This is a genomic window from Hydrogenophaga laconesensis (assembly GCF_031457235.1).
Classification (GTDB): Bacteria; Pseudomonadota; Gammaproteobacteria; order Burkholderiales; family Burkholderiaceae_C; genus Hydrogenophaga; species Hydrogenophaga laconesensis.
In genome coordinates, this window is sequence record NZ_JAVDWE010000008.1 from 1 (window position 1) to 21797 (window position 21797).

20 protein-coding genes and 1 pseudogene are annotated in these 21797 nt (G+C 62.8%); 6 read left to right on the top strand and 15 right to left on the bottom strand.

Annotation, left to right across the window (positions count from 1 at the left end):
• Positions 1–337: 337 nt before the first annotated feature.
• Positions 338–685, bottom strand: a complete 348-nt coding sequence (locus J2X09_RS14560; protein ID WP_003056199.1) for a DUF2958 domain-containing protein — start codon at positions 683–685, stop codon at positions 338–340.
• A gap of 223 nt (positions 686–908) precedes the next feature.
• Between J2X09_RS14560 and J2X09_RS14565 the strand changes: the two genes are divergently transcribed.
• Positions 909–1202, top strand: coding sequence for a helix-turn-helix domain-containing protein (locus J2X09_RS14565; protein WP_003056202.1), 294 nt, complete (start codon positions 909–911; stop codon positions 1200–1202).
• Between the two features lie 353 nt (positions 1203–1555).
• Here J2X09_RS14565 and J2X09_RS14570 read toward each other — a convergent pair whose 3' ends face one another.
• The gene (locus J2X09_RS14570; protein WP_003056203.1) at positions 1556–1870 is read right to left on the bottom strand and encodes a DUF736 domain-containing protein; all 315 of its coding nucleotides are present in this window, start codon (positions 1868–1870) and stop codon (positions 1556–1558) included.
• A gap of 821 nt (positions 1871–2691) precedes the next feature.
• Between J2X09_RS14570 and J2X09_RS14575 the strand changes: the two genes are divergently transcribed.
• A complete protein-coding gene (locus tag J2X09_RS14575) occupies positions 2692–3210 on the top strand; it encodes a GNAT family N-acetyltransferase (protein WP_011517543.1) in 519 nt (172 codons plus the stop codon).
• Between the two features lie 130 nt (positions 3211–3340).
• Here J2X09_RS14575 and J2X09_RS14580 read toward each other — a convergent pair whose 3' ends face one another.
• The 3 genes from J2X09_RS14580 to J2X09_RS14590 form a co-directional block, all read right to left on the bottom strand.
• Positions 3341–3550 carry a hypothetical protein gene (locus J2X09_RS14580; RefSeq protein WP_003056207.1) on the bottom strand — a complete coding sequence of 70 codons (210 nt, stop codon included), beginning with the start codon at positions 3548–3550 and terminating at the stop codon, positions 3341–3343.
• Positions 3551–3612: 62 nt separating this feature from the next.
• Positions 3613–5679, bottom strand: a complete 2067-nt coding sequence (locus J2X09_RS14585; protein ID WP_003056209.1) for a ParB/RepB/Spo0J family partition protein — start codon at positions 5677–5679, stop codon at positions 3613–3615.
• A gap of 75 nt (positions 5680–5754) precedes the next feature.
• Positions 5755–6582 carry a DUF932 domain-containing protein gene (locus tag J2X09_RS14590; RefSeq protein WP_003056211.1) on the bottom strand — a complete coding sequence of 276 codons (828 nt, stop codon included), beginning with the start codon at positions 6580–6582 and terminating at the stop codon, positions 5755–5757.
• Between the two features lie 566 nt (positions 6583–7148).
• Here J2X09_RS14590 and J2X09_RS14595 point away from each other — a divergent pair.
• Both J2X09_RS14595 and J2X09_RS14600 read left to right on the top strand, forming a co-directional pair.
• Positions 7149–7370 carry a hypothetical protein gene (locus J2X09_RS14595; RefSeq protein ID WP_049799789.1) on the top strand — a complete coding sequence of 74 codons (222 nt, stop codon included), beginning with the start codon at positions 7149–7151 and terminating at the stop codon, positions 7368–7370.
• 147 nt (positions 7371–7517) lie between these two features.
• Complete coding sequence (locus J2X09_RS14600; protein ID WP_003056213.1) at positions 7518–7817, top strand: hypothetical protein; 300 nt, start codon at positions 7518–7520, stop codon at positions 7815–7817.
• Between the two features lie 142 nt (positions 7818–7959).
• On the opposite strand, the gene J2X09_RS14605 is transcribed toward J2X09_RS14600, so the two are convergent.
• The 5 genes from J2X09_RS14605 to mblB all read right to left on the bottom strand — a co-directional run bounded on the left by J2X09_RS14605 (position 7960) and on the right by mblB (position 13590).
• Positions 7960–8238, bottom strand: a complete 279-nt coding sequence (locus J2X09_RS14605; RefSeq protein WP_021027902.1) for a hypothetical protein — start codon at positions 8236–8238, stop codon at positions 7960–7962.
• 63 nt (positions 8239–8301) lie between these two features.
• Positions 8302–8652 carry a DUF2958 domain-containing protein gene (locus J2X09_RS14610; protein WP_012204591.1) on the bottom strand — a complete coding sequence of 117 codons (351 nt, stop codon included), beginning with the start codon at positions 8650–8652 and terminating at the stop codon, positions 8302–8304.
• Positions 8653–9028: 376 nt separating this feature from the next.
• Positions 9029–10099, bottom strand: a complete 1071-nt coding sequence (locus J2X09_RS14615) for a ComEC/Rec2 family competence protein (RefSeq protein WP_003056219.1) — start codon at positions 10097–10099, stop codon at positions 9029–9031.
• Positions 10100–10144: 45 nt separating this feature from the next.
• Complete coding sequence (gene cap2-3 / locus J2X09_RS14620) at positions 10145–12400, bottom strand: anti-phage 6A-MBL system cap2_3 protein (RefSeq protein WP_011517546.1); 2256 nt, start codon at positions 12398–12400, stop codon at positions 10145–10147.
• The gene (gene mblB / locus J2X09_RS14625) at positions 12397–13590 is read right to left on the bottom strand and encodes an anti-phage 6A-MBL system MBL-fold protein (RefSeq protein WP_003056221.1); all 1194 of its coding nucleotides are present in this window, start codon (positions 13588–13590) and stop codon (positions 12397–12399) included. The genes cap2-3 and mblB overlap by 4 nt, the downstream gene beginning before the upstream one ends.
• Before the next feature lie 89 nt (positions 13591–13679).
• On the opposite strand from mblB, the gene J2X09_RS14630 reads away from it, so the two are divergent.
• Complete coding sequence (locus J2X09_RS14630; protein ID WP_003056222.1) at positions 13680–14582, top strand: WYL domain-containing transcriptional regulator; 903 nt, start codon at positions 13680–13682, stop codon at positions 14580–14582.
• 6 nt (positions 14583–14588) lie between these two features.
• Positions 14589–15377, top strand: coding sequence for a hypothetical protein (locus J2X09_RS14635; RefSeq protein WP_003056223.1), 789 nt, complete (start codon positions 14589–14591; stop codon positions 15375–15377).
• Between the two features lie 45 nt (positions 15378–15422).
• On the opposite strand, the gene J2X09_RS14640 is transcribed toward J2X09_RS14635, so the two are convergent.
• The 5 genes and pseudogenes from J2X09_RS14640 to J2X09_RS14660 all read right to left on the bottom strand — a co-directional run bounded on the left by J2X09_RS14640 (position 15423) and on the right by J2X09_RS14660 (position 21578).
• Positions 15423–16559: a PDDEXK nuclease domain-containing protein gene (locus J2X09_RS14640; RefSeq protein WP_003056224.1), complete on the bottom strand. Its 1137-nt coding sequence runs from the start codon at positions 16557–16559 to the stop codon at positions 15423–15425.
• A complete protein-coding gene (locus tag J2X09_RS14645; protein ID WP_003056225.1) occupies positions 16556–17755 on the bottom strand; it encodes a tyrosine-type recombinase/integrase in 1200 nt (399 codons plus the stop codon). Before J2X09_RS14645 ends, J2X09_RS14640 begins: the two co-directional genes overlap by 4 nt.
• 402 nt (positions 17756–18157) lie before the next feature.
• Positions 18158–18553 (bottom strand): annotated as a pseudogene (locus tag J2X09_RS14650) (barstar family protein); the annotation flags it as partial.
• Between the two features lie 53 nt (positions 18554–18606).
• Positions 18607–19029 (bottom strand): guanyl-specific ribonuclease, encoded by a 423-nt coding sequence (locus J2X09_RS14655; protein ID WP_204735701.1) that lies wholly within the window; start codon positions 19027–19029, stop codon positions 18607–18609.
• Positions 19030–19250: 221 nt separating this feature from the next.
• Positions 19251–21578 carry an NADP-dependent malic enzyme gene (locus J2X09_RS14660; protein WP_204735702.1) on the bottom strand — a complete coding sequence of 776 codons (2328 nt, stop codon included), beginning with the start codon at positions 21576–21578 and terminating at the stop codon, positions 19251–19253.
• Between the last annotated feature and the right edge of the window lie 219 nt (positions 21579–21797).

The following is a 21797-nucleotide window of genomic DNA, read 5'->3' on the forward strand; positions in this document are numbered from 1 at the left end:
GTGCTCAATGGTGGCGAATTGTGCGGGCGTAATCTCCATGCCCGAGATTGTCCGACGAGATCGCCACGATCGCTATTAGTGTTAACACGCCCTAGTAACTTGCGTGTCAAGACGAAAAGCATCCGATGGATTGCGCGGATCGTCTGAATGCGACGGTGGCGCGCGAGGAAATGCGGCCTCCTGCGCTATCCACCGTGCCCGATGGCACGGCTGGCGTCATGACCGTTTGCGTCAGGGTGGCACTGGTTTGGTGCAACAGTGCGGATTAAGACCTGACGGGTCTGGAGCAAGACCGAAATAGCCTCAATGCGCCCGGCTTGGCCGTGGCGCGAACGGCTCAATCGAGGACGGAACCGTTCTCCTGGGCCAGCCGCAGGTACTCCGACAACGGGCGCACCGCCCGGAAATACCGATCTCGCATCACGGGCTGTTTGCTCGGCCCGACGATGGATGCGAGGTCGGACAGCTTGATCTCGCCCAGCTCAGGCATGCTGATCCCCAAGTCGATCAGGCCATGGGCCGTATCGCCGTCAGCGGGGTCAAGCGACACCAGCAGCCAAGTGGCGTGTGCGTCCGGCGTGAACAACCGCACCACGGGCAGCGGGTCGATGGCCCGGCCAGCGGCCCGGACCCGGCCGTGTTCCAGCAGTTGCTTGCGCTCGTCCTCGGTCATGAGTTGGTTCATGGGCGTTACCTCATTCGCACAAAACCGCCGAAGCGTGAAAGCGCAAAACCGCATCGGCGGGTTTGTGGAAAGGCACGGATGCGGTTTTGTGCTTCTGTGAGAAGCTGCAGATACGGATTTCCGTAAAAGCACGAAAGCGGCAGGCGGGCATAGTTGAACACTATAGATTGTAGCCCTATAGGGCTCAATCGGATGTCATCTTGGATTTTGCGGAGATCCAGGGTTGGCAGCGAAACATACATTGTCGGAGGCACTAAAGACCATCAGGAAAGCACGTGGTTTGAGCCAGGAAGCGTTCTCGGACGTGTCCAGCCGCACCTACATGAGCACGCTGGAACGCGACCTCAAAAGCCCCACCTTGAACAAGCTGGCCGAGCTGTGCGAGGTCATGGAGGTGCACCCGCTCACGCTGCTGACGCTGGCCTATGCCGGCGACGACCTGCAGCAGGTCGATCAGCTGCTGGCGCAGGTGCGCCAGGAGTTGGAGACTGTGGCGAAGAAGAGTGACACGCCATAGCGTGCGACCGCGCTGGCGTGGCCGATCCGGTGCAGCCGGTTCGGGGACTTCAGGGGCGCCAAGCATCGCGCGGCGGGGAGAGGCCGCAGGGTTTTCCCCCGGAGGCAAGCGAAGCGCGCAGCTGCGATAGGGATTGAAGCCGAATGGCCATGACGGCGAAGTCGGCATGGGGCGCAGCCCGCAAAGCCCGGTCGGCGCAGTGCGCCGAATCGCCCTGCATTCGCCCTGGCAACACGAAGTCATGGTGATGCTGCCCGACCACCACCATCACGAAGCTGGGAGAGCCAAGCCTTCCAGTCTGCTGATCCAAGCAGTACAGCGCCCCGCCGCAGTGGGCGGGGCGCTGGCGGCCGTCAGGCCGCCTGGGGCTTGCTGCGCGACCAGATCAGGTCGTGCGTGCCGTTCTCTCCTTCGATCAGGCGGGCATAGACCGTGGCCGGGAACGAAGGATCGTCGAGGGTCACGGAGATGTACTCCCGCCCGGCCTCGCTGGTCTTCTTCCACGCCGCGCCGATGTCGTGGCTGGCGGCCTGCAGGCGGAAGTCCGGGGCCTTCTCGTTGTCCCCCTTGTCGTTGGGCACCAGCTTGACCTTGACGTTGAGCGTCAGGGTGCGAAGCGTGCCGGTGAAGCCGTCTTTGTCTGCGGTGAAGGTGCCGATGTTGGCCATGATGAAACTCCTTTTGGTGGAACAAGGTTCGCGCCCATCGCGTCCTTGTTGTGATCCGGCCGGCGGGGGACGGGCGGGCTGCACCGCTTGCGGTCGCAACGCAGTGGAGAGCCGGGAGGCGAAAAGAATTTGTCCCGCGAGGAATGCGCCGAACGCAGTGACAAAGCAGGGGAAATTGTTTTCGCCGGACGGTTGCAGCCATGAAGCCCGAGGCGCAGCCGCGCCACCGCTAGGATTCACAACAACACAAGGACGCCTTGGGCCGAACCGCATCGAAAGGAGGCAGGGCCGGCTCGGCATCCCCGCACGAAGGCAGCACCGGCTCGCCCACTGACGCGGGCCAGGTCAACCATCCGACGACAAGCGAGAACGCCCCGGCCGCACCTTGCGGCGCCGGTCTTGAGGCGTGGCGTGGAAGCTCCATAGCGATGCCGGGCGGGATGTCCGTGAACCGTCCTTCGTGACGTGATGGGCGAGAACCGCCAGCGTTGAGGACGGCACGCATTCGCACAACCTGCCGCAGCAAGCACCAGCGTGTTCGCCAGCTCCGTCCATTGCGGCGGGGCGCTGGCCGGGCCGATCCGGCATCGACGGTTCGGCGGCATCGAGGGGCGCCAAGCTCGCGCGGCGGGGATGGGCCTTGCGCCGATCCCCCGGAGGCAAGCGCAGCGCGCAGCGCCGCAGGCGCGAAGGCGTGAGTGGATTGAAGCCGAATGGCCGTGACAGCGAAGTCGGCACGGGGCGCAGCCCGAAAGCCCGGCGGCGCTACGCGCCGACACGCCCAGGCCGTTCTATATTTTGAGCAGGGAACGCAGAACACCATGACCATCCAGCTACGACACGAAACCACGAACGACATTGCCGCTATCGAGGCCGTGACCATTGCCGCCTTCGCCGATGCGCCGCACACCAGCCACACGGAGCAATTCATCGTGCGTGCATTGCGCGACGCTAGCGAACTGACGCTTTCCATCGTGGCCGAAGAACACGGCCAGGTCGTCGGCCATGTGGCTCTGTCGCCGGTGACTATCACCAACGACCACGGCCACAAGGCCAAAGGCTGGTGCGGCCTGGGGCCGATCTCCGTCCTGCCGCAGAGGCAGGGGCACGGCATCGGCTCGCGCCTGATGGAACAGGCGCTGTCTGAACTGCGGGCCATGCAGGCCGAAGGCTGTGTGCTGCTCGGAGAGCCCGCGTACTACGGGCGCTTTGGCTTCCAGGCCCATGCGGGCCTGCAACTGCCGGGCGTGCCGCCCGGCTATTTTCTCGCACTGGCCTTCCATGGGCCAGTGCCCGAAGGCATCGCGCAGTACAGCGATGCCTTCAACGCCGCCGCCTGAGTGCCAGTGAAGGCGGCGGCGTAATGCCCCGGCTATTCGGCTTCAACACCGGGCGCGGCCACCGCCGCGCCCGGATTATGCGTTTCACCGCGCCCAGGGCGGAACGGCCTGGGCGCGGTGCTGACGATGATCATTCCTTCGTTTCGATGATCCACCACACGGCACGCGGCAAGGCGCGGCCCGTGATGGGATGTATGTCGGTGAGGTCAGCGCGGGCCGACCAGCCCGAGGGCGGTCGGTAGCCGCGCACGTCGCCATCGCCGTGCCAGCGGCGGGCGCGCACCGTGCCGGGTGCATAGACCGCCGCCATGCGCGGGCGGTTGGTGGTGGTGCGGGTCATGGGGGCTTCTCCTTGCAGCGAAGCGCCCCGGTCGAAGCCGGGGCGCTTGCCTTCGGCGTGGGTCAAGCGGCCAGCGCCTCGGCGGGTTCATCCGCCATTGCCTCGGCATCCTCCGGGGCGTCCTGCTCCGGGCCTGCCTCCTGCGCGCTTTCCTTCACTGCCTGCTGCGGGCCTTCGACCTTAAAGATGGCAGGCATCCAACCCGCGCCATCGGCCAGCCGCTCGGCTTCGCTGGCAATGTCGGCCTTCTTCAGCTTCGCCAGCCGGGAAACCTGATCGGGCGCGTACTCGCCCACGGCTTGCAGAACTGCCGCCTTCGGAACGTGCTTGAAATACCCCTCGGCGGTCGGCTGCCACCATGCGGCCATGTCGAGGCCCACGGCCTGCGCCAGTTCCTCGCCGGGCTGGTGCGGTGTGGCGCGAGGCGTCACCACGTCCACCGTGGAAGCCACGCACACGGCCAGCAGCTTGACCAGTTCGCCTTGCTCCATCGCCAGCAGCGCGGCAAACAGTTCGGCGCTGTCCTCGGGCAGCTTGCCGCTCCACGCCTGCTGCAATTCACGCAGCGCCACAGCGGCGGGTGACTCGGGCCAGTCCGGGGCCATGCCGTCCAGCCGGTCTTGGACTTTCAGGCTCACGCCCAGCGGCAGGTCGCGCCCGTAGTAGCGGCCCTGCAAGACGGTCTGCACCATGCCATGCACCAGCGCGGCCACCGCCACCTGCGGATGCCGGGCCACCTCGATTTGCAGCGCGGCGGTGCGATGGGCGCTCAGGCGCTGGGCCAGTCGGTCGGAAATCGCTGCTGCCTTGGGCGGCTCGTCGTCCTCGCCTTCGTCATCGTTCGCGGCATCTGGGTCGCTGAACCCTTGGCGCAGCTTCTCCAGTGTGCGCAGTGCCTTGGCCTCGGCCTCGCGCAGCAGTCCGCGATGAATCACCACCTCGCCGTTGCGGCCGATGGTGACGATGGCCCCGGCTGCGGCCTTCACGTTCGCGCCGTACCCCTGCAAGCCGTCTTCCAGCGCCTGCAACTGCTCGCCCAGCCGCTCGCCTTCCTCTTGCAGCGCATCGGCCTTGTCCTCGTCGTCGGCGTCCGTCGCGGCATCAATGGCTTCGGCCACCTCCTGCATCTTGGCTTGCAGCCTCTCGATGCGCTGTGCTTCGCGCTTGTTCGGCTCGCGGCGCTCCCTCGGCGCACGCTGGAAGGCGTGCAGATCGGCATGGGTCACGCCCGGCGTGGCATCAGCCCAAGCCCAGCCCTCGGCCTTCACCTCTGCGGCGATGCCCGCCAGCTTGTCTTGCGCCAGTCGTTCCAGCAGCGCGGCGTCGGTCAGGTACACGCCTGCATCGCCCTCCGCGAACAGGTCGCGGCGGATGCCGCCGCCCGCCTGCTCGTAGGTGTCCAGCCCGACGAAGCGCACCAGCGGATGCCGGTAGGCGTCAATCTCGCGCTCCGTCAGACGTTCGCGCAAGTGCGAGGGTTGGCGCTGCCATTGCGGCGCATCGTAGAACGCGCATTCCTGCGCGGCGTGGTCGTCGGTGATGGAGAGCGCCATCAGCTGATCGAGGCTCACGGCATCGGCCCGGTAGTCCTCCATCAAACGCGGCGAGACATTGGCGAGCTTCAAGCGGCGCTGCACCACCAGCGGCGTAACGGAGAAATCCGCCGCAATGTCCTCAATCGGTCGGCCTTCGGCCACCAGCGCGGCGAAGGCTTCAAACTGGTCTGCTGGGTGCATGGCTTCGCGCTGCACGTTCTCGGTCAGGCTGGCGGTGCGGGCCGTGCCATCGGCCACCTGCAGGCAAGGCACGTCCCAATCCTTGGCGATACGGTGCTTCTTTGCCAGCAGCTTGAGGGCCGCAAAGCGTCGGCCACCTGCCACCACCTCGTAATGCAGGTCATCGGCGGCGGGAATCACGATCAGGTTTTGCAGCAGGCCCACGCGCTGAATGCTCGCGGCCAGCTCGGGGATGGACATGCGCGGGACGGTCTTGCGCACGTTGCGGCCCGTGGGGCGCAGCACCAGCCGCGACAGCGGAACCAGAATCATGTGCTTGCTCGGGTCGGCGGCTTGCAGCACGTTTGCGCGGCTGTCGAGGGCTTGAGCTTCGGTGTAAGTAACGGCGTTCATGGTGAATCTCCAATCAAGTGAAACAAGGGAATGGAGGGGAAACCGCCCCTCCGGCGGGGAACACGTCAGAGGGGGTCAGGCCTTGAGGGCGCGCATGCCATCGGCCAGCAGCCACAGGGCGCGGTTCAGGCGAATGTCCGAATCAATGCCCTGCACGGGGCGGGTCTGCTGTCTGCGGCCATTGGCGGCGCGGCCATGCAATCCGCCCTTGGTCAGGTTCTCCTGCGTGCGGTTGAACACGCTCCACAGGTCGGGGCGGCGGTCGTCGAAGCGGCGCGGCATCAGGATTTGCGATTCCGTGACGGGCGCGGGCTTGGTTGGGTCGTCGTACTTGAGGGCCAGCGCGGCGCGGGCGAACACTTCCGATTCCCCGGCATCCAGCGTGATGGCCTGCATGGATTCGCGCGATTCCTGCGCATGCTCGAAGCCGCTCAGCACCTGATAGGCGCCCTCGATGACATGGCCCGCCACGTCGCCCTTGTGGGGCACGCGCACATCGCCCACGGTGTCGCCGCAGACAAGGCCATTGCTGCAAACGAAGCGGAACATGCCACCCAGTAATTGATAGCTGCTCGTGCCGTCGTGCGAGTTCAGCAGGATGATTTCATTGGCTTCGCGGGCGTTGATCTGGTTGGCGTGGCGCAGGCGCAGCATGTGTTTCGTGTGCTCGCGCCGGCCCTCGTTGCGAACGCGGGTCTGGCACACCATGAAGGGCTGAAACCCCTCTTTGCGAAGCTCGGTCAGCACGGCGGCGGTGGGGATGTAGCTGTACCGCTCGGAACGGCTTTCATGGGGGGCATCCGCGAAGATGGACGGGGCCACGCGGCGGATCTGGTCATCGGACAGCGGGGAGTCGCTGCGCAATGCGGGGGAATGGGAAGCGAAGCGGGATGCGAGTTGCATGGTCTTTCTCCTGAACAAAAAGGCTGTTGAAGAAAACCGCACACCGGATTCCAAGATTCGAAGCCCAGCCTTTCGGCTGTTCGGTGCGGTCGGCGCGAGGAACCCGGTTGGCCCTGTTGCCACCGTCTTTCCTGAGTTCATCGCCCGCGACGAAAGGGAGCGCGCGGACGGGGGCCGTCAAGGAAACAAGCGCAGGGTGGGGCGGCCCGCAGGCGCAGCCGAGGACACGGCCCTGCGCGCCTTGACGGCACACGGCCGCGGGCTACAGTCGCGGACAAGGTGATGAAGTCAGGGAAGAGGACTGGACATGGCAACGGCCATCCCACAAGCCGACCGCACGGCAAGCGAAGCGCGCAGGCTCGAAGCTGGAAGCCGGGCCGGAGGCGTCAGCCGAACGGAGTGAGGGAACGATCGAAGCCCGAAGGGGGCGAGACGCCGCAGGCGGCTCGATGCGCTAGCACGAGAGCGCGACCGGCCATCTCCCAGGTGGCCGGGGACGCCCACATGACTTCAATGAAATCCCCGTGGACAGCTACCCACCCAGCCATCGGCAAAATGGCAATGGCATGGACATACGAGCCCTACAAGACGATGAACTGATGGCCCAGGCCCGAGACTGGCGGCAACGGGCACTGCGCGGCGAGAAGGACGCACGCGGCCTCGCGCACGAACTGGAATGCGAAGTGCGCCGGCGCTTCCCCAGGAACAATGCGCCCCATGCACTGCCGCCGATCCAATTGCTCGGCGCCGTGCCGCAAACACCCCAGCGGCGCTGGAAGCCCTGGTAAGCACCGGCTCAAAGGCAGCCCGCCCGCATGACTGCGCCACGGCCGATCGGCGCTGATCCCGAAATCCCCCCGAAATAGCGCGAATTTCGAGTGGCCCGGTCACGGGCCAATGCCTACCGTGGAATCTCCACCTTCTGGAGAACCACCATGAGCGATCCCATGCAACCCGGAACGCCTGCGCCTGGAGCAGAAGGGCCTGGCATCTTTCTGCCGACCCTCATCTGGACCACCGACCGCAAGACGGTAGGCAACGAGATGCAGCGCCTGCTGGGACGGCGCGCACAGCTCAACGTCCTGCTGTCCGCCTCCGAAGAAACGGACGACGGCACCACCTGGTACGCAATGGCCCAGGCCACGCTGAACCAGCTGGACTGCGATATCGAACGTCTCTTCGAGTGGCTGGGCGACTACGAACCCGACACACCCACGCCCGAAGTGCCATCGTAATGTCCGGCATGAAGGGAGCGATCCGGCACCAGCCGGTTCGCTGCGCGAGAGGGGCGCCAAGCCTGCGCGGCGGGGATAGCCCGCAGGGCTTTCCCCTGGAGGCAAGCGCAGCGCGTAGCGCCCCGCCAGGGGCGCGAAGGCATCAGGCCGGGTCGTCGGGGCGCAGGCTGGCTTCCGACACCGGCATCCACGGCGATGACGAGTCCAGCAGGTAGCGCGCACCGCGCGCGTACAGGCCCGAAAGTCCGCTGGGACGATAAAACCCGGTGACGCGGCACCGGAACTGTGCGCCAAACCCGTTGGTATAGATCACCGCGTCGCCGAGCGCAAAGCGCAAGGGCTGGCCGTTCTCCGGTGGGAACGGCTTGAACGCATCATGCTCTGCCGTGATTTCGAGGATGTAGTCGTGGTGGCTGCTCATGGCCTTGACCTCCTGAAATGATTGAGAACGCTCAGGAGCGCCTTGCGGCGCCCCAGAACCAGGTCAGACAACGACACGCCCCGCCAGCCGCGCATCGCGCGCATAGGCGCTCAGCCGCTTCTCGGCACGAAAGTGCAGATCCCGCTCTACCGGCAAGCCCAGCCGCCCGCGCACGGTCGCCAGTTCGGAAAAACTGACCCAGCCGATTTCCGGCATCCCTAGGCCCAGGTCGCAAAGACCGAAGGCGTGATCGTGGTCATCGGGATCAATCTCGGTCAGCAGCCAGGTCGCGCCGGCATCCGGCGTGAACAGCTTGACCACTGGGGCCGGATCGAAGTCCGGGTTCTCCAAGGATTCGCGGCCGTTGGCCAGCAGCACGATGCGCTGCTCGTCCGTGATGAATGCGTGGTTCATGGTGAACTCCTGTAAGGTTACCGGGCGGAATTGCCCAGCCCTTGCAGGGCACGGCGCAGCGCAAGCAGTCAAAGATCGAAGACGGCCGCCAGGCCGCAAGCGCCGAAGGTGCGCAGTCATTGACGGCGAGCACGCCGTGGCACGATGAAGGGAACAGCAAGCCGCCACACCTCACCACGCAGCCACCCCGGTATTGACAAGCGTAGCGCGCAGGTCCGAAGCGTCAGTCCAGATCAGAGCGTCCGGGCTTGAAGCCGGATGACTGCGATTCGGCACGAAGCTCGGGGCGCAGCCCATGAGCCCGACGAAGGAACGTCGGGATGCAGGCCAAGTTGTCAGCAGGCAGTTGAAAAGTGGTGCTGGCCTTCAGGCGCTGTCAATTTTCTTGATCTTCCGGATACGCCGCCTGGGGAATCGGCACCCAGCCATCGCGGGTGATGCCTGCCCCGATGCGTATGTTCTGGCTTTCAGTTGCCGCCCAGTGCCCACCCCGGTGCAATACGGCGCGAATCACCGACTTCCGCGGATGATCCTCATCCGCCTTGGCAGAACTGCATATGGCATTCCAATGGTGCTTGTCCGGCATACTGTTCAACCGTGGGCCGAGCAGTTGATCCAAGACTTCGGTCGAAACGTTGTGTCGCCCGCCGTGATGGGGCACTTGGAAATACCGAATACCTGGCAGCGCGAGTCCCACGAAAGGTGCGTAGTCGATCACCTCCTGCAGTGCTTCACGCCCGGCATCGCCAGTAAGCATGACGCGATGACCGTTCAAGACAGCCGACTGCACCACACTCATTTCATTCTCACGACTGGTCGGCTCAGGCGGGAAATATTCCTCGCCCCACAGGGACTTGATGTAGGCGGTCGCGGCCTTCACTGCCCGGAATATGCTGCTCAGCGCGCTATCAAAAGCACTTTCTTCGACAGCTTCCGGTGTCTTCGCGGAGTCCACGATCAGGTCCAAGTAGCGCCCCAGGGTAGGTGCCATGACCGCGAACGGACCGATGCTCTGCCCCTGAAGGGGGGCATGGATTGGAATTCCCTTCTCCACCGCAATATCCTCAAGAATTGCCGTGGCATCGTAGATTGAGCGCAACTTCCGTCGCAGGGCTTCAACCGATTCATAGGTCTCAAAGCGATCGATCAACTGGTCCGCGTATATCCACGGCCGGTTGATCCAAAGATTCCTGACCGTGCATTGCTCCAGGACTTTTCGTAGTCCGTTGGCGTGATCGCGATCTGGGTGCGTGAGGATCACATGGTCGATGACTGTTGTTCCATAGTACGTCTTCAGATGCTCGACTATCTGATCACCCGTATCCAGATACCCACCGTCAACAACGTGCACGCCCTCGGTGCCATTCACCGAGTAGCGCAGCGTGATCGCGTCCCCGCTTTTCGCTGTTTCGACGCCAAGAAAGTCGATCTCGAAGTAGTCAGCCATACATCCCTCTTGTTTTATGCCAACAAAGTGCCGGTGGCTTTGCACCTACCAGCGATCCACCGCACACGTGAGTCCTGTCGGAGTCCATACCAACGACACGGCCGGAAGGCCGCCAGCATCCTCGGCGATGCCGCGCAATGTATTTCGGTCGATACCCGAATGTGCGCCGCCTTTCGGGTGGCTGTGCCACGTTCCTATAAAGGCGAGATACCCCAAAGAGGCCGCGTTTGCGGCGCGCAAATTTTGAACAAGCCCGTTGGTTCCGAGGACGAAGCGGGCGGCCTCTCGAACACTGTCAGGCGGTGCCTCAACAAGGCCTGCAATGGTGATGGTTCGATTTTCAAACGAGATGCGGCCGATCAAGGCGCCGCCTGTTTCCAGAGCACCCCAGCGCAGCGCATCAGCATGGATTGCTTGCGCAACTGGGGACAGGACCCGAATGTTCCAGCCACCATCGTCTGCGACTTCAAGCGCAGTGGTCGGGCCAAGGCTGGCGCGGGTCCATGCCATTCCAAGGCCTTCGGCATCTGAGATTCCGGCGCAAAGCGTCGCTTCCTTCGGAAGCCCATCAACGAGCCATCGTTCCAGTTGCAGGCCGGCCAGTGACGTCGACCGCGAAACAACGGCGTCAGACATAGGCATCGTCAGCGAATGACAGTTGTCACCCACGAAAATCCGAGTCGGCTCAGACGTCTCGCCGGCAATCGACGCACGCAGTTCCGGTGCAAACCGGCAGCACTCGAACAAGAACGCCGTGAGGTCGTCAACTCGGCCGGCACGGCCAGCTCCTTCGAGCAATACCGCCACACAGCGCCCCTGACCATACATCGCGATCCGTGCCAATCGGGCTGGGGATTGATCCAACGCTGCCGATTGTGTTTCTGCAGCCAGCACCTGAAGTGACGCCGTCGCATCCACGATGAGGGCCGCATCCTGCGGAACGGTTGCCGCAAACTGTTCCGGATCGACCAAAAGAGTCACTGCGTCGGTGTCGAACGCTCGCGATTGAAGATGCGACAGCGATTCAAAGGCTGTCTTCATCAGCGCCGACTTCCGAGGCGGAACCAGAACTGATGCCCGCTCAATGAGTGCATGCCGCGCGGCGTTGTGAGGCGACATGGGTTCGTTGTCGACGAAAGTCATCGAACCAAAGCCCGCTCGCCCCAGTTGCATCGCGACTTTCGATCCCACGCTTCCGCAGCCGAGCACGACCAGCGGCTGTGATGTGGCTGCGTATGGAATGCCGGACGTCCTTGCCAGCAGTTCAGGAGACAACGCATGCGCGTGAAAGGCCGGGTGAACCGTGGCGTTACGCTCCAGGAGCGATTGAGCGTTGAGTTCATAGCGCACCACATAGGGCAATACCTCGACACTCCTCCCTGGCGAGCCCACAAGCGACGCTGGCCTTTGCACAGCCAGAATCACAATCGCGTACAAACCATGCACCCAGCCATGCGAGTCCTGTCGCATATCCAGGATTGAGCGTCCGAAATAACCGTCCACTTCCTGGGCCAAAGCGTCGCGATCAATACCAAGCTCCGCTGCTCGATCGAGCAGCGTCGCGAGATCGACAACTGTCTCTGGTTGATAGCGTCCGATCACATGCGGGAGGCCGTCGGTCATCGGAGCGCGCGCGATGAAGGCCGCGGCATGGCCGTTCCCCCATTTGCCCAGCTTGTCGTTGTGAACATCCTGATAAAACACAGGATCGACTTGTGCGGTCAGTTCGGCGTTGATGATGGCGTACAGACCGCCATCGATCGTCACGTAGCCTGCGGGAACCACCAGAATCGTGCCGTCAGCGGGAGCGGCGGCCGCGACCTTCTCGGCACTGAATACAACGGTCGAAGGACAGCTGTCTCGGCGCGTTGGTTCCCACCCCTGCTCCAGGTCCAGGAGTGTTCCGGCCGCGGCCTTGTGCAGCCAGTCGATCAACTGATCGACAACGGCGTCCAGGCCAAACCGATGCAGCAGCTCGTTCAACGACCCTTCGAATAGGCACGGCGAGACTAACTCGCCTTGGCGATGGGGGTTGATGTGCGGCAAGTTGAGCGGGAAGTCCGCACGTAAGAAGGGCTCGGGTGCAGACAGGGGCCAGTCACTACCGAATACCAGCACGCACGTCTCGACGGTGCGCACTCCGGTCTCAGAGATACCATTGCGCCGAGACCTGTTCGGCAGTTGGACCGCAACATCGACTTCAATCTCCGTCGATGCACCAGTTGTCCTTGGCTCGCCAACGCGGATAAGGCCTCGATGCCGCTGAAGTTGATGCAGTGCGTCTGCGATGGTGCCCGTCATGATGCTCCGTGCGGCATGGGGGTGCGCGCAGAGGTCACCACGGCAGCGGCCTTCGATCCGGACTCCTTCTTCGAGGGAGGTTGCACACCCTGAGCGGTTACGGTGAAAACGAGCGGTTCCACGGACTTTTCGCTGGGGTACTCGCCTGTGCAGTAGAACTCGCCTTTTGCTTCGTCCACGATCGTCACGTACTCACGCTTCGCACGGATGCAGGGCGGATCGCTGTCATCATCTGCAATCGGCTTGCAGCTGGCGACGATGACGGCGCCGTCACGGGTCTGCGAAAGCGCCTTGCGAGCATCAGCATCGAGCTTGGCTTTTTCACGGTAGTCGGACCAGCTGTCATAGGACAGCGAATGCCAGGAACAATGATGAGGCGCCTGCATGATGTCGTACTCAAGCACATCTGCTTCAGCCTTGTGGCGTTGCCACTGGCGGTTCCAGATGAACACCTCAGCATCGCCACCAGTAAGGAATTTCGCACCATCCGGCGTCTGCGCGTCAGCCGCCAACGTGATGTTCAGAATAACGCTGGACTGGTTCTTGACCAGGCACTCTTCCTCTTCCTCGTCATCCTGGGCGTCCAGTGGAGCCAAAAGAAACGCAGAAAAGAATGCGGAACTCTTGCCATTGATCGTTGAAAAGCGCGTGTCCACCTTCCGCACAATCGAAGTGAGATCATCGGTTTTTCCGTCGATGTCCTCGCCCATGATCTGAATGCGGTCACCGTTCCCGACGGCGAAATTCTTGTCACGGTTCAGTTGCACGCGCCGACGCGCCTCCGTGTTGAATGCCTTGGCGTCGTCGCTCAAGGTGTGCGTCTTGCTGGCGCGTCGAAACACGATCGGGGACGACCACATCTCGCGGATCACGATTTTCTTGTCCTTGTCGTCCTTCTTGTCGTCCGGGTACTTGTCGAGTGGCCCTAGGTAGAAGTGTCGCTTCAACCCTCGGCAATGGTCTTGATCCGGGTGGCTCAGCAGGAACGCATCGACATACGGCCTGCCGTTCTCATCCTTCTTCAGTCGTTCGCGCAAATCCTTGGCGACATCGCGCGCCTCCCCGTCAGGGTCGTCGGCGTCTTGCCTGATGTTTACGTCGATCAGCAGAGTCGTCGCGTCGAGATCGCCGAACTTGATGAGGGTCATGTCCCCGTTGTCGACGGGAAAAAACGTGATGGTTGTAGGCACTGGGGTCTCCGGGTAGACGATCGAAGGATGATCGCGTATAGTTAATGTACGACGATTTTTTATATCCGTCTACTTTTTAGGCGTGACTGATGCAAAAACCTTCCGTTCCTGCCGCCGAACCTGCTGAGCCTAAGGGGCTAAGTTGGGGGCTGGAGAGCAGACTTCAATTCATCGATTTCCGTCTGCGCTGGGAGCGGCGCATCAACCGGATGGATCTCACCGAGCACTTTGGTATTTCGGTCCCGCAGGCATCGCTGGACATTTCCAAGTACATGGAGTTGGCGCCGAGCAACCTGACTTACGACCGCAGCTCCAAGACCTACACGGCAGCGCAGAGTTTTCACCCGCTTTACCAACGAAGCTCGGCGCAACGCTATCTAGCAGAACTGCTAGCGACAAAGATGGGAATTGTCGAGCCGACGGCCAGCTTCATCGGCTCCGCGCCGGAGACAGATTGGGCCCCGTCCCCTTGGCGCACGATCAATGAGCAGACCGTCGAAGCAGTGGTGCGCGCAATCCGCCAGCAGGAATCCATTCTGGTGAGCTACCAGTCCATGACGTCGTTGGATGAATCGGTTCGCTTGCTGTCTCCCCACGCCCTTGGCAATGACGGTTTTCGCTGGCACATGCGCGCGTTTTGCCACAAGCGCCAGCGCTTCAGCGATTTCGTCCTTGCTCGAATCCTGCGCATCGATGGCTTCGAGGCGACCCAAGTGGACTCCAACCAAGATTCGCATTGGCAAACTGTATTGACGCTGGTACTTGCACCGCATCCCGATTTGCCTGCAGCCAAGAAACGAGTCTTAGAGTTGGACTACGGCATGGAAGATGGAGAGGTCAAACTTCCATGCCGCCAAGCGTTTCTGTACTACACGCTGAGACGTTTGGGTTTGCATACCAAGGAAGCACCAGACCCCCTCGCACAGCAGATCACGCTAAAAAACCGCGATGAAATCCAACCCTATATCGACGCCTTGGCGGCACAGGCCTGACTTCACATGACAACAATTTTTGAACTGGTCAAAGACCCCTACGAGCGCAAGGCACGTGTTATCCCTGGCCTTCTTGTGGCCTTACCCGTGCTGGTGCCGCTGTTGTGCGTCTACGGGGCTCGGCACCCTGTGCTTACAGGTGTGATCGGCCTGCTGGGCGGCTGCGGCGCTATCTATGCACTCGCGAGCGTAGCGCGCGGACGTGGTAAAAAACTTGAAGAGATGCTGGTCTCAAAATGGGGTGGCATGCCCACGACCATCGCACTACGCCACCGCGACAAGTTCCTTGATGGTGTCAGCAAGCAGCGTTATCACACGGCGATCACTGCCAAGTTGGGTATCGCCATGCCAACGGCAGAAGAAGAATCAGCAAACCCAGACAAGGCAGACGACATCTACATCGGTGCCACTAAGCGGCTTCGCGAACTCACGCGTTCCAACAAGCAGCTCTTGCTGAAAGAGAACATCGCCTATGGATTTCATCGCAACATGCTGGCGATGAAGCCTGTCGGTATCCTGTCGTGCCTCATGGGCGTCGTCTACGGATTGTTGATTGCAAAGATTTTGCAGGTAGCACCTCTCCAATTTGACTTGGTGCACCTTGCCGATCCAGGGCTTGCCGCAGGCTTGACATTGCTCATTTCGCTGGCGCTACTTGCCGCATGGCTACTGTATTTCGATCAGGACGCAGTAAGGCGGATGGGATTCGTCTATGCGGAACGTTTGTTTGAATGTTTGCCGTCGTTGCCTTCTTCCTCCTCACGGAAGAAAGCCGTAAAACCGACTACAGACTGAGGTTCTGCCCAATCTCCAAACAGGCGTATAGCTCCGCAGGTGTGTCTACCGCTTCCACGTCTTGGGACGAATCGTTCCGCGAGACTCCAGCAAGAGCCGCGTGCTTTCCAGTTCCTTTTGCAGCACATCGGTATCCGGCAGAACCATCCGGTAGTTCGCCGCCATGACCTTGGTGGGTAAGCCCTCCAGCGCATACCGCGCCAGGGCGAGCCCCTTGTCGGCACAAAGAATCAGCCCCACCGGCGGGTTCTCCTCGGGATAGGCCCAGTGTTCCTTGGCATAGTTGCAGTACATGTGCATCTGGCCCACGTCCGCATGCGTCAGACTCCCCAGCTTCAGGTCGATGATGACCAGGCAGCGTAACTTGCGATGGAACAGCAGCAAGTCCACCCGATACCAGGTCTGGTCGATGCGCAAGCGCCGCTGCCGTCCAATGAAGGTGAACCCTTCACCCAATTCGAGCAGGAAGTCTTCCAGCCGCCGGATCAAGGCGGCCTCCAGATCGGACTCCGAATACTCGTCCTTGAGGTCGAGGAACTCCAGCACATAGGGGTCTTTGATGGCATCGCCGGGCGCGACGGCATCTTCGGGCTTGGCCACCGCGCCCTTGGCCAGCATCGCCGCCTTGTTTTTCGACAGCGCCGTGCGCTCGTAGAACTGGCTGCCGATCTGCCGATCCAACTGGCGCACGCTCCAGCCGCCGCGCAAGGCCTCGGCTTCATAGAACTGGCGCGCATGCTCGTCCTTGACCGACAACAGCCGCACATAGGCCGACCACGGCAGCGTGAAGACCTGCGCCAGCTCGTCCAGCCGCCAAGGCCGCACTGGCTCCGGGGAAGATTCGCCAGACACTGTCTGGCGAATTGGCCGGGTCAGAAAAAACGACCGCATCTGCTGCAGGTTCTGACGGCTGAAGCCACGGCCGAACTGCTGGGTGAGGTCGCTTGCCAGCCGCTCGATCAACTGCTCGCCATAACCCGCGCGCCGCTTGCCCTGTTGCTCGGCCTCCACGATGCGGCGGCCAATCTCCCAGTAGCTGGCCGTCATCAGCGCATTGACGCTGCGCGCTGCCGTCTGGCGCGCGGCATCGAGCAGATCCACGATGCCGCCGTGGATGCCGGCGTAGCCGGCAGGCACGGCGGCGGGTGCGACTCCCGCCATCGCAGGCGCCTTCTTGGTCATGCAGCCACCTCCGCAGGCCGCTGCGCCTCGGTGATCGTCTTGCGCCGGTTCGCCACCAGCTCGGCCGCCTTGCGCACCGGATCGTCCTCGGTGTGGACGTAGCGCATGAACATCGCCACGGTCTTGTGCGCCGTCAGCGCCATGCCGACCTTGACCGGGATGCCCGAGTTGGCAATGTCGGTCGCGGAGCGGTGGCGGATGCCATGCGTGCCGACGTGCGTGGCGCCCGCCGCCTTGAGGGCGCGGCTCCAGCCGCCGTAATACTCGCCCGTGGTCAGGTGCTTGCCGGGATGGCTTGGAGACGGCAGCACATAGGGAGTGCCTTCCTGCCGTGGCGCCGTCGAGAGCAGTCGATAGGCTTCCTCGCTCATGGGCTTGGACATGCCGCCCGTCTTGCTGTCCGGCCAGACCACGCGGCGGTTGTCCAGGTCCACCCAATCCCATCGGAGCGTCACGATTTCGGAGCGGCGGCCGGCGAACTCGAATTGAAGGCGGATCGCCAGCGGGATGACGTAGTTCTCCAGACCCTCGGCTTCGATGTGCTCCAGTCGCCGAAACAGCTTGCCCATGTCCTCGTCGCTGATGAGGTGGGTGGCCTTGCCGTTGGGGTACATCGGGACGTGGCGGCAGGGGTTGGTGCCGTCAGGCCGGTGGCCCCACACCTCGGCCAGGTTGAACATCTTGCGCATCACGCTGAAAGCACGGTTGGCCTCGGCCGGCTTGTGCGCCATCTTCTTCATCGCCGTGGCCACGTCCGGGCGCTTCACGTCCTGGACCTTCAAACGGCCCAGCATCGGAACGATGCAGCGGTCGATGACGGCCTGATACCCGCGCTGGGTGCTGGGCTTGTTGCGCTGCTTGGAGTAATCCTCCATGAACTTGGTACACAGCTCCTTGACCGTGGGGGCTGAACGGGCGGCGGCCTTGGCCGCGCTGGGGTCGCCGCCCCGGCGCACCTCGGCCAGCCATTCCTGGGCCAGCGAGCGGGCCTGCTCGACGGTCAGTTCCCCGTACAGGCCCAGGGCGGGCTTGCGCCGCTCGCCAGCGTTCGTGCGGTACTGGAGCATGAACACCTTGCGGCCCGCTGGTGTAACCTTGCACAGGAAGCCGGGCACCAGCGTGTCCCGGAGTTCGACGGCCTGCGCCTGGGGTTGTGCCGCATCGACTGCGGACTTGGTGAGCTTGAGTTTTGCCACGATGACTCCTCGGAAAGACCCGATTCCCAAGAGCCATGTAGGGGCCATCAGAGGGGAAGCCGGGTCAGGTTTCGGAAAGCACCGGCATATGTTGGACTCGCCTAAGTTATTGATAAACCTGCTGTATCGGGCTTCGGCGTAGTCCAGCAAAGTTCGGTGCTGGAGTCATGGTGAAATGAAAAAAGCCGCTGCGGTTGCAGCGGCCTCTTTCTTGAGCTGGCGGATGCCGGGTGCGCACTGCAAACCCGGCGGCGATCAGGCGGCCGCCAACCAGTAACCTGCGTTGAAGGGGCTGCTCATGCGAAGCGCCATGGGGCTCACGTCCAGAATCTTGTCGGTGGGCATCGGCTCGTCGGTCTGCACCTCGATCGGCTCTTCGCCCTTGGGGGCACGCGCTACCGAGAACGAGTAGAAGCAACGGAACGGGATCTTGCGATCCGACCAGTAGTCAGCGGCATCGCGGAAGATGTCGAGCAGCTGTTCGCGGGCTTCCTTGTCGAACTTGGCATGGGCGGGGATGTGCTCCAGCACGACGATAAAGCCGGTCTGCGGGCCGGACTTGTGGACCATGTCGGTCATGCAGTCGTAGAGCGCATCGAAGTTCTTGCCGAAGTGGGACGGCAGCGTGTATTGCGCAGCGATCAACTCCAGCACATCCTGTTTGCTCTGTGCCTTGGCCAGGTTGGCGTACAGGAAGTGATGCCCCAGGTGTTCGGCAGCGGCCTGCAGATCCTTCACGCCGTGGGCGCGGATCGACTGAACGATATTGGGACGTACGTTACGAAGTGGCGTGTCCATCTCCGCGTCTCTTTCTAAGGTCAAAGTTAAAAATCCGTTCACACCACCGGAGCTCACTGCACGATCAGCCGGAAGCTGCTGTAGTGGTCTTCGGTGTAATAACACGCGTCAGGGGTCCGGGGCTTGAACCCGCCACACACGATCCGCCGGGCCCCCCGATGGCTCAGGCCCGGGGTGGGCACCGTGTATTCGCGGTAGTACCCTCGTTTTTCTCCTGGCAGCAGGCGCTCGCGATTGCCGAATACCGAACCGTCCTTGTCGTATCGAAAGGGTCCGCCTTGCCGAATCTGGTGCATCACGTCCTGGCCTTGCTGCGGCAGTCCTGAGACCACCACCGATGCGGACTGCGGGCCGGGAGTGGTGGCGTTCGGAGCGCGAGCCTGCACCGCAATGGTGCCCAACACCGCCGCCAGAATGGCGGCGAGGGCTACTCCCCTGGCCTTCCCGAAACGAGCCCGGATCTGCTTCAGATCCATGAAATCCCCAGCTCTTGATGACGTCAACACGCTTCAGCGGCCTCGAAAAATCAATGCAAAAGCATTCGTTTCTGAAGGCGTTGGAGAGCGGGTTAACCCTGAAATCCAAGCGTGGTAGTGTGCCCGAGGCGGGGGGAAAAAGCAAGCGCCTGCTGAAATATTCAGCAAGATGCCCTGTCAGGATTGTGTGTAAAAGTTAGCGCTTGCTTTTTTGGAGAGTGTCAACGTGAAACGTTGGCGTCCGCCACAGTGAGGGCCGTCATGTTGACGATGCGGCGCACTGTGGCGCTGGCCGTCAGGATGTGCACCGGCTTGTCCGCGCCCAGCAGCACCGGGCCGACCGCGATGTTGCCGCCGGCGGCCGTCTTGAGCAGGTTGTAGGCGATGTTGGCCGCGTCGATGTTGGGCAGGACCAGCAGGTTGGCGGCGCCCTTGAGCGTTGAGTTGGGCATCAGAACGTGGCGTGCGGCGGGATCCAATGCCACATCTCCGTGCATTTCGCCGTCCGCTTCCAGCCAGGGGGCCTGTTCGCGCAGCAGCGCCAGGGTGCGACGCATCTTGATCGCGCTGGGTTCGTCGCTGGAGCCAAAATTGGAGTGCGACAGCAGGGCGGCCTTGGGCTGCAGGCCGAAGCGCAGCATTTCCTCGGCCGCCATGACGGTGATTTCGCAGAGCTCTTCCGGGGTGGGATCGTGATTGACATGCGTGTCCACCAGGAACACCTGGCGGCCGGGCAGCATGAGCCCGTTCATGCAGGCGTAGATGCGCACGTCCTGCTCGGTACTGGGGCTGCCACCCTCGCGCTTGCCGATCACCTGGTCGATGTACTTCAGGTGGTGCTGGGTCGAACCCCAGGTGCCGCAGATCAGGCCGTCGACCTGCCCTTTGTGGAGCAGCATCGCGCCGATGAGGGTGAGGCGCCGGCGCATCTCGATCTTGGCGAGCTGCTGGGTCACGCCCTTGCGCTCGGTCATGCGATGGTAGGTCTGCCAGAAATCGCGGTAGCGGTCGTCCTGCTCGACGTTGACGACGTCATAGTCGAGTTCCTCGCGCAGGCGCAGGCCGAACTTCTCGATGCGCTGGGCGATGACGGCGGGACGTCCGATCAGCGTGGGGCGCGCCAGGCCTTCATCGACCACAATCTGGCAGGCGCGCAGCACGCGCTCTTCTTCACCCTCCGCATAGGCGACGCGTTTGCGTGCCGCCGTCTTGGCCGCGGCAAAGATGGGCTTCATGATCGTGCCCGAGGCGAACACGAAGCTTTGCAGCTTTTCGCGGTAGGCGGCCATGTCGGCGATGGGCCGCTGTGCCACGCCGCTGTCGGCGGCGGCCTGTGCCACGGCCGGTGCGATCTTCATCATCAGGCGCGGGTCGAACGGCTTGGGGATGAGGTACTCGGGGCCGAAGGCGAGCTTTTCGCCCGCGTAGGCCGCAGCCACCACCTCGCTCTGCTCGGCCTGTGCCAGCTCGGCGATGGCGTGCACCGCCGCGATCTCCATCTCGTCGTTGATGGTGGACGCACCTGCGTCGAGCGCGCCGCGGAAGATGTACGGGAAGCACAGGACGTTGTTGACCTGGTTCGGGTAGTCGGTGCGGCCGGTGGCCATGATGGCGTCGTCGCGCACCGCTTTCACATCTTCGGGTGAGATCTCGGGGTTGGGGTTGGCCAGCGCGAAGATGACGGGCCTGGCCGCCATCGACTTCACCATGTCGGGCTTGAGCACCCCCCCCGCCGAAAGACCAAGGAAGACGTCGGCACCCTCGATGACCTCGGCCAGCTTGCGCTTGTCGGTCTTCTGCATGAACTGGCGCTTGTCGTCGTCCATGAGCTCCTCACGGCCCTCGTAGACCACGCCAGCCAGGTCGGTGACGAACACGTTCTCACGCTTGAGGCCGACCTTGAGCAGCAGGTTCAGACAAGCCAGCGCCGCCGCGCCGGCGCCGGAAGTCACCAGCTTGACCTGGCCGATGTCCTTGCCCGCGACCTTCAGGCCGTTGAGCATGGCCGCCGCCACCGTGATGGCTGTGCCGTGCTGGTCGTCGTGGAACACCGGAATCTTCATGCGCTTGCGCAGTTCGCGCTCGACGAAGAAGCAGTCGGGTGCCTTGATGTCCTCCAGGTTGATCGCGCCGAAGGTTGGCTCCAGTGCGGCGATCACGTCGACCAGTTTGGCCGGGTCTTTCTCGTTGATTTCGATGTCGAACACATCGACGCCGGCGAACTTCTTGAACAGGACGCCCTTGCCTTCCATCACCGGCTTGGCGGCCAGCGGGCCGATGTCGCCCAGGCCGAGCACAGCGGTGCCGTTGGTGATGACCGCGACCAGGTTGCCGCGGCTGGTGTACTTGAAGGCATTGGCCGGGTCGGCCACGATTTCCTCGCAGGGCGCCGCCACACCGGGCGAGTAGGCCAGCGCGAGGTCGCGCTGGTTGGTGAGTTGCTTGGTGGCGGCGATGGCCACCTTGCCCGGGATCGGGAACTCGTGGTATTCGAGGGCGGCGCGGCGCAGTTCGGCGCGTTTGTTCTCAGGGCTGTTTTCCATGCTCATGCTCGTGTCTCCAGCGAGTTGTTATCTTGCGATGCGGAAAGGAATTGCGCATTCTAAAGCGATGGCCGGGAAAACCCTAGTGCGTGATACCGCGTAAAGCGTTGGGGCGCTTGTGACTTTCCGGAATGGAATGCGGGGCCCGGCATCGCACGGTGCGACAAGCCGCAGTATGCGACCGTGAAAGGCGCTGGGGGCGCCGGGCAGGGAAAGTCTGGAGGC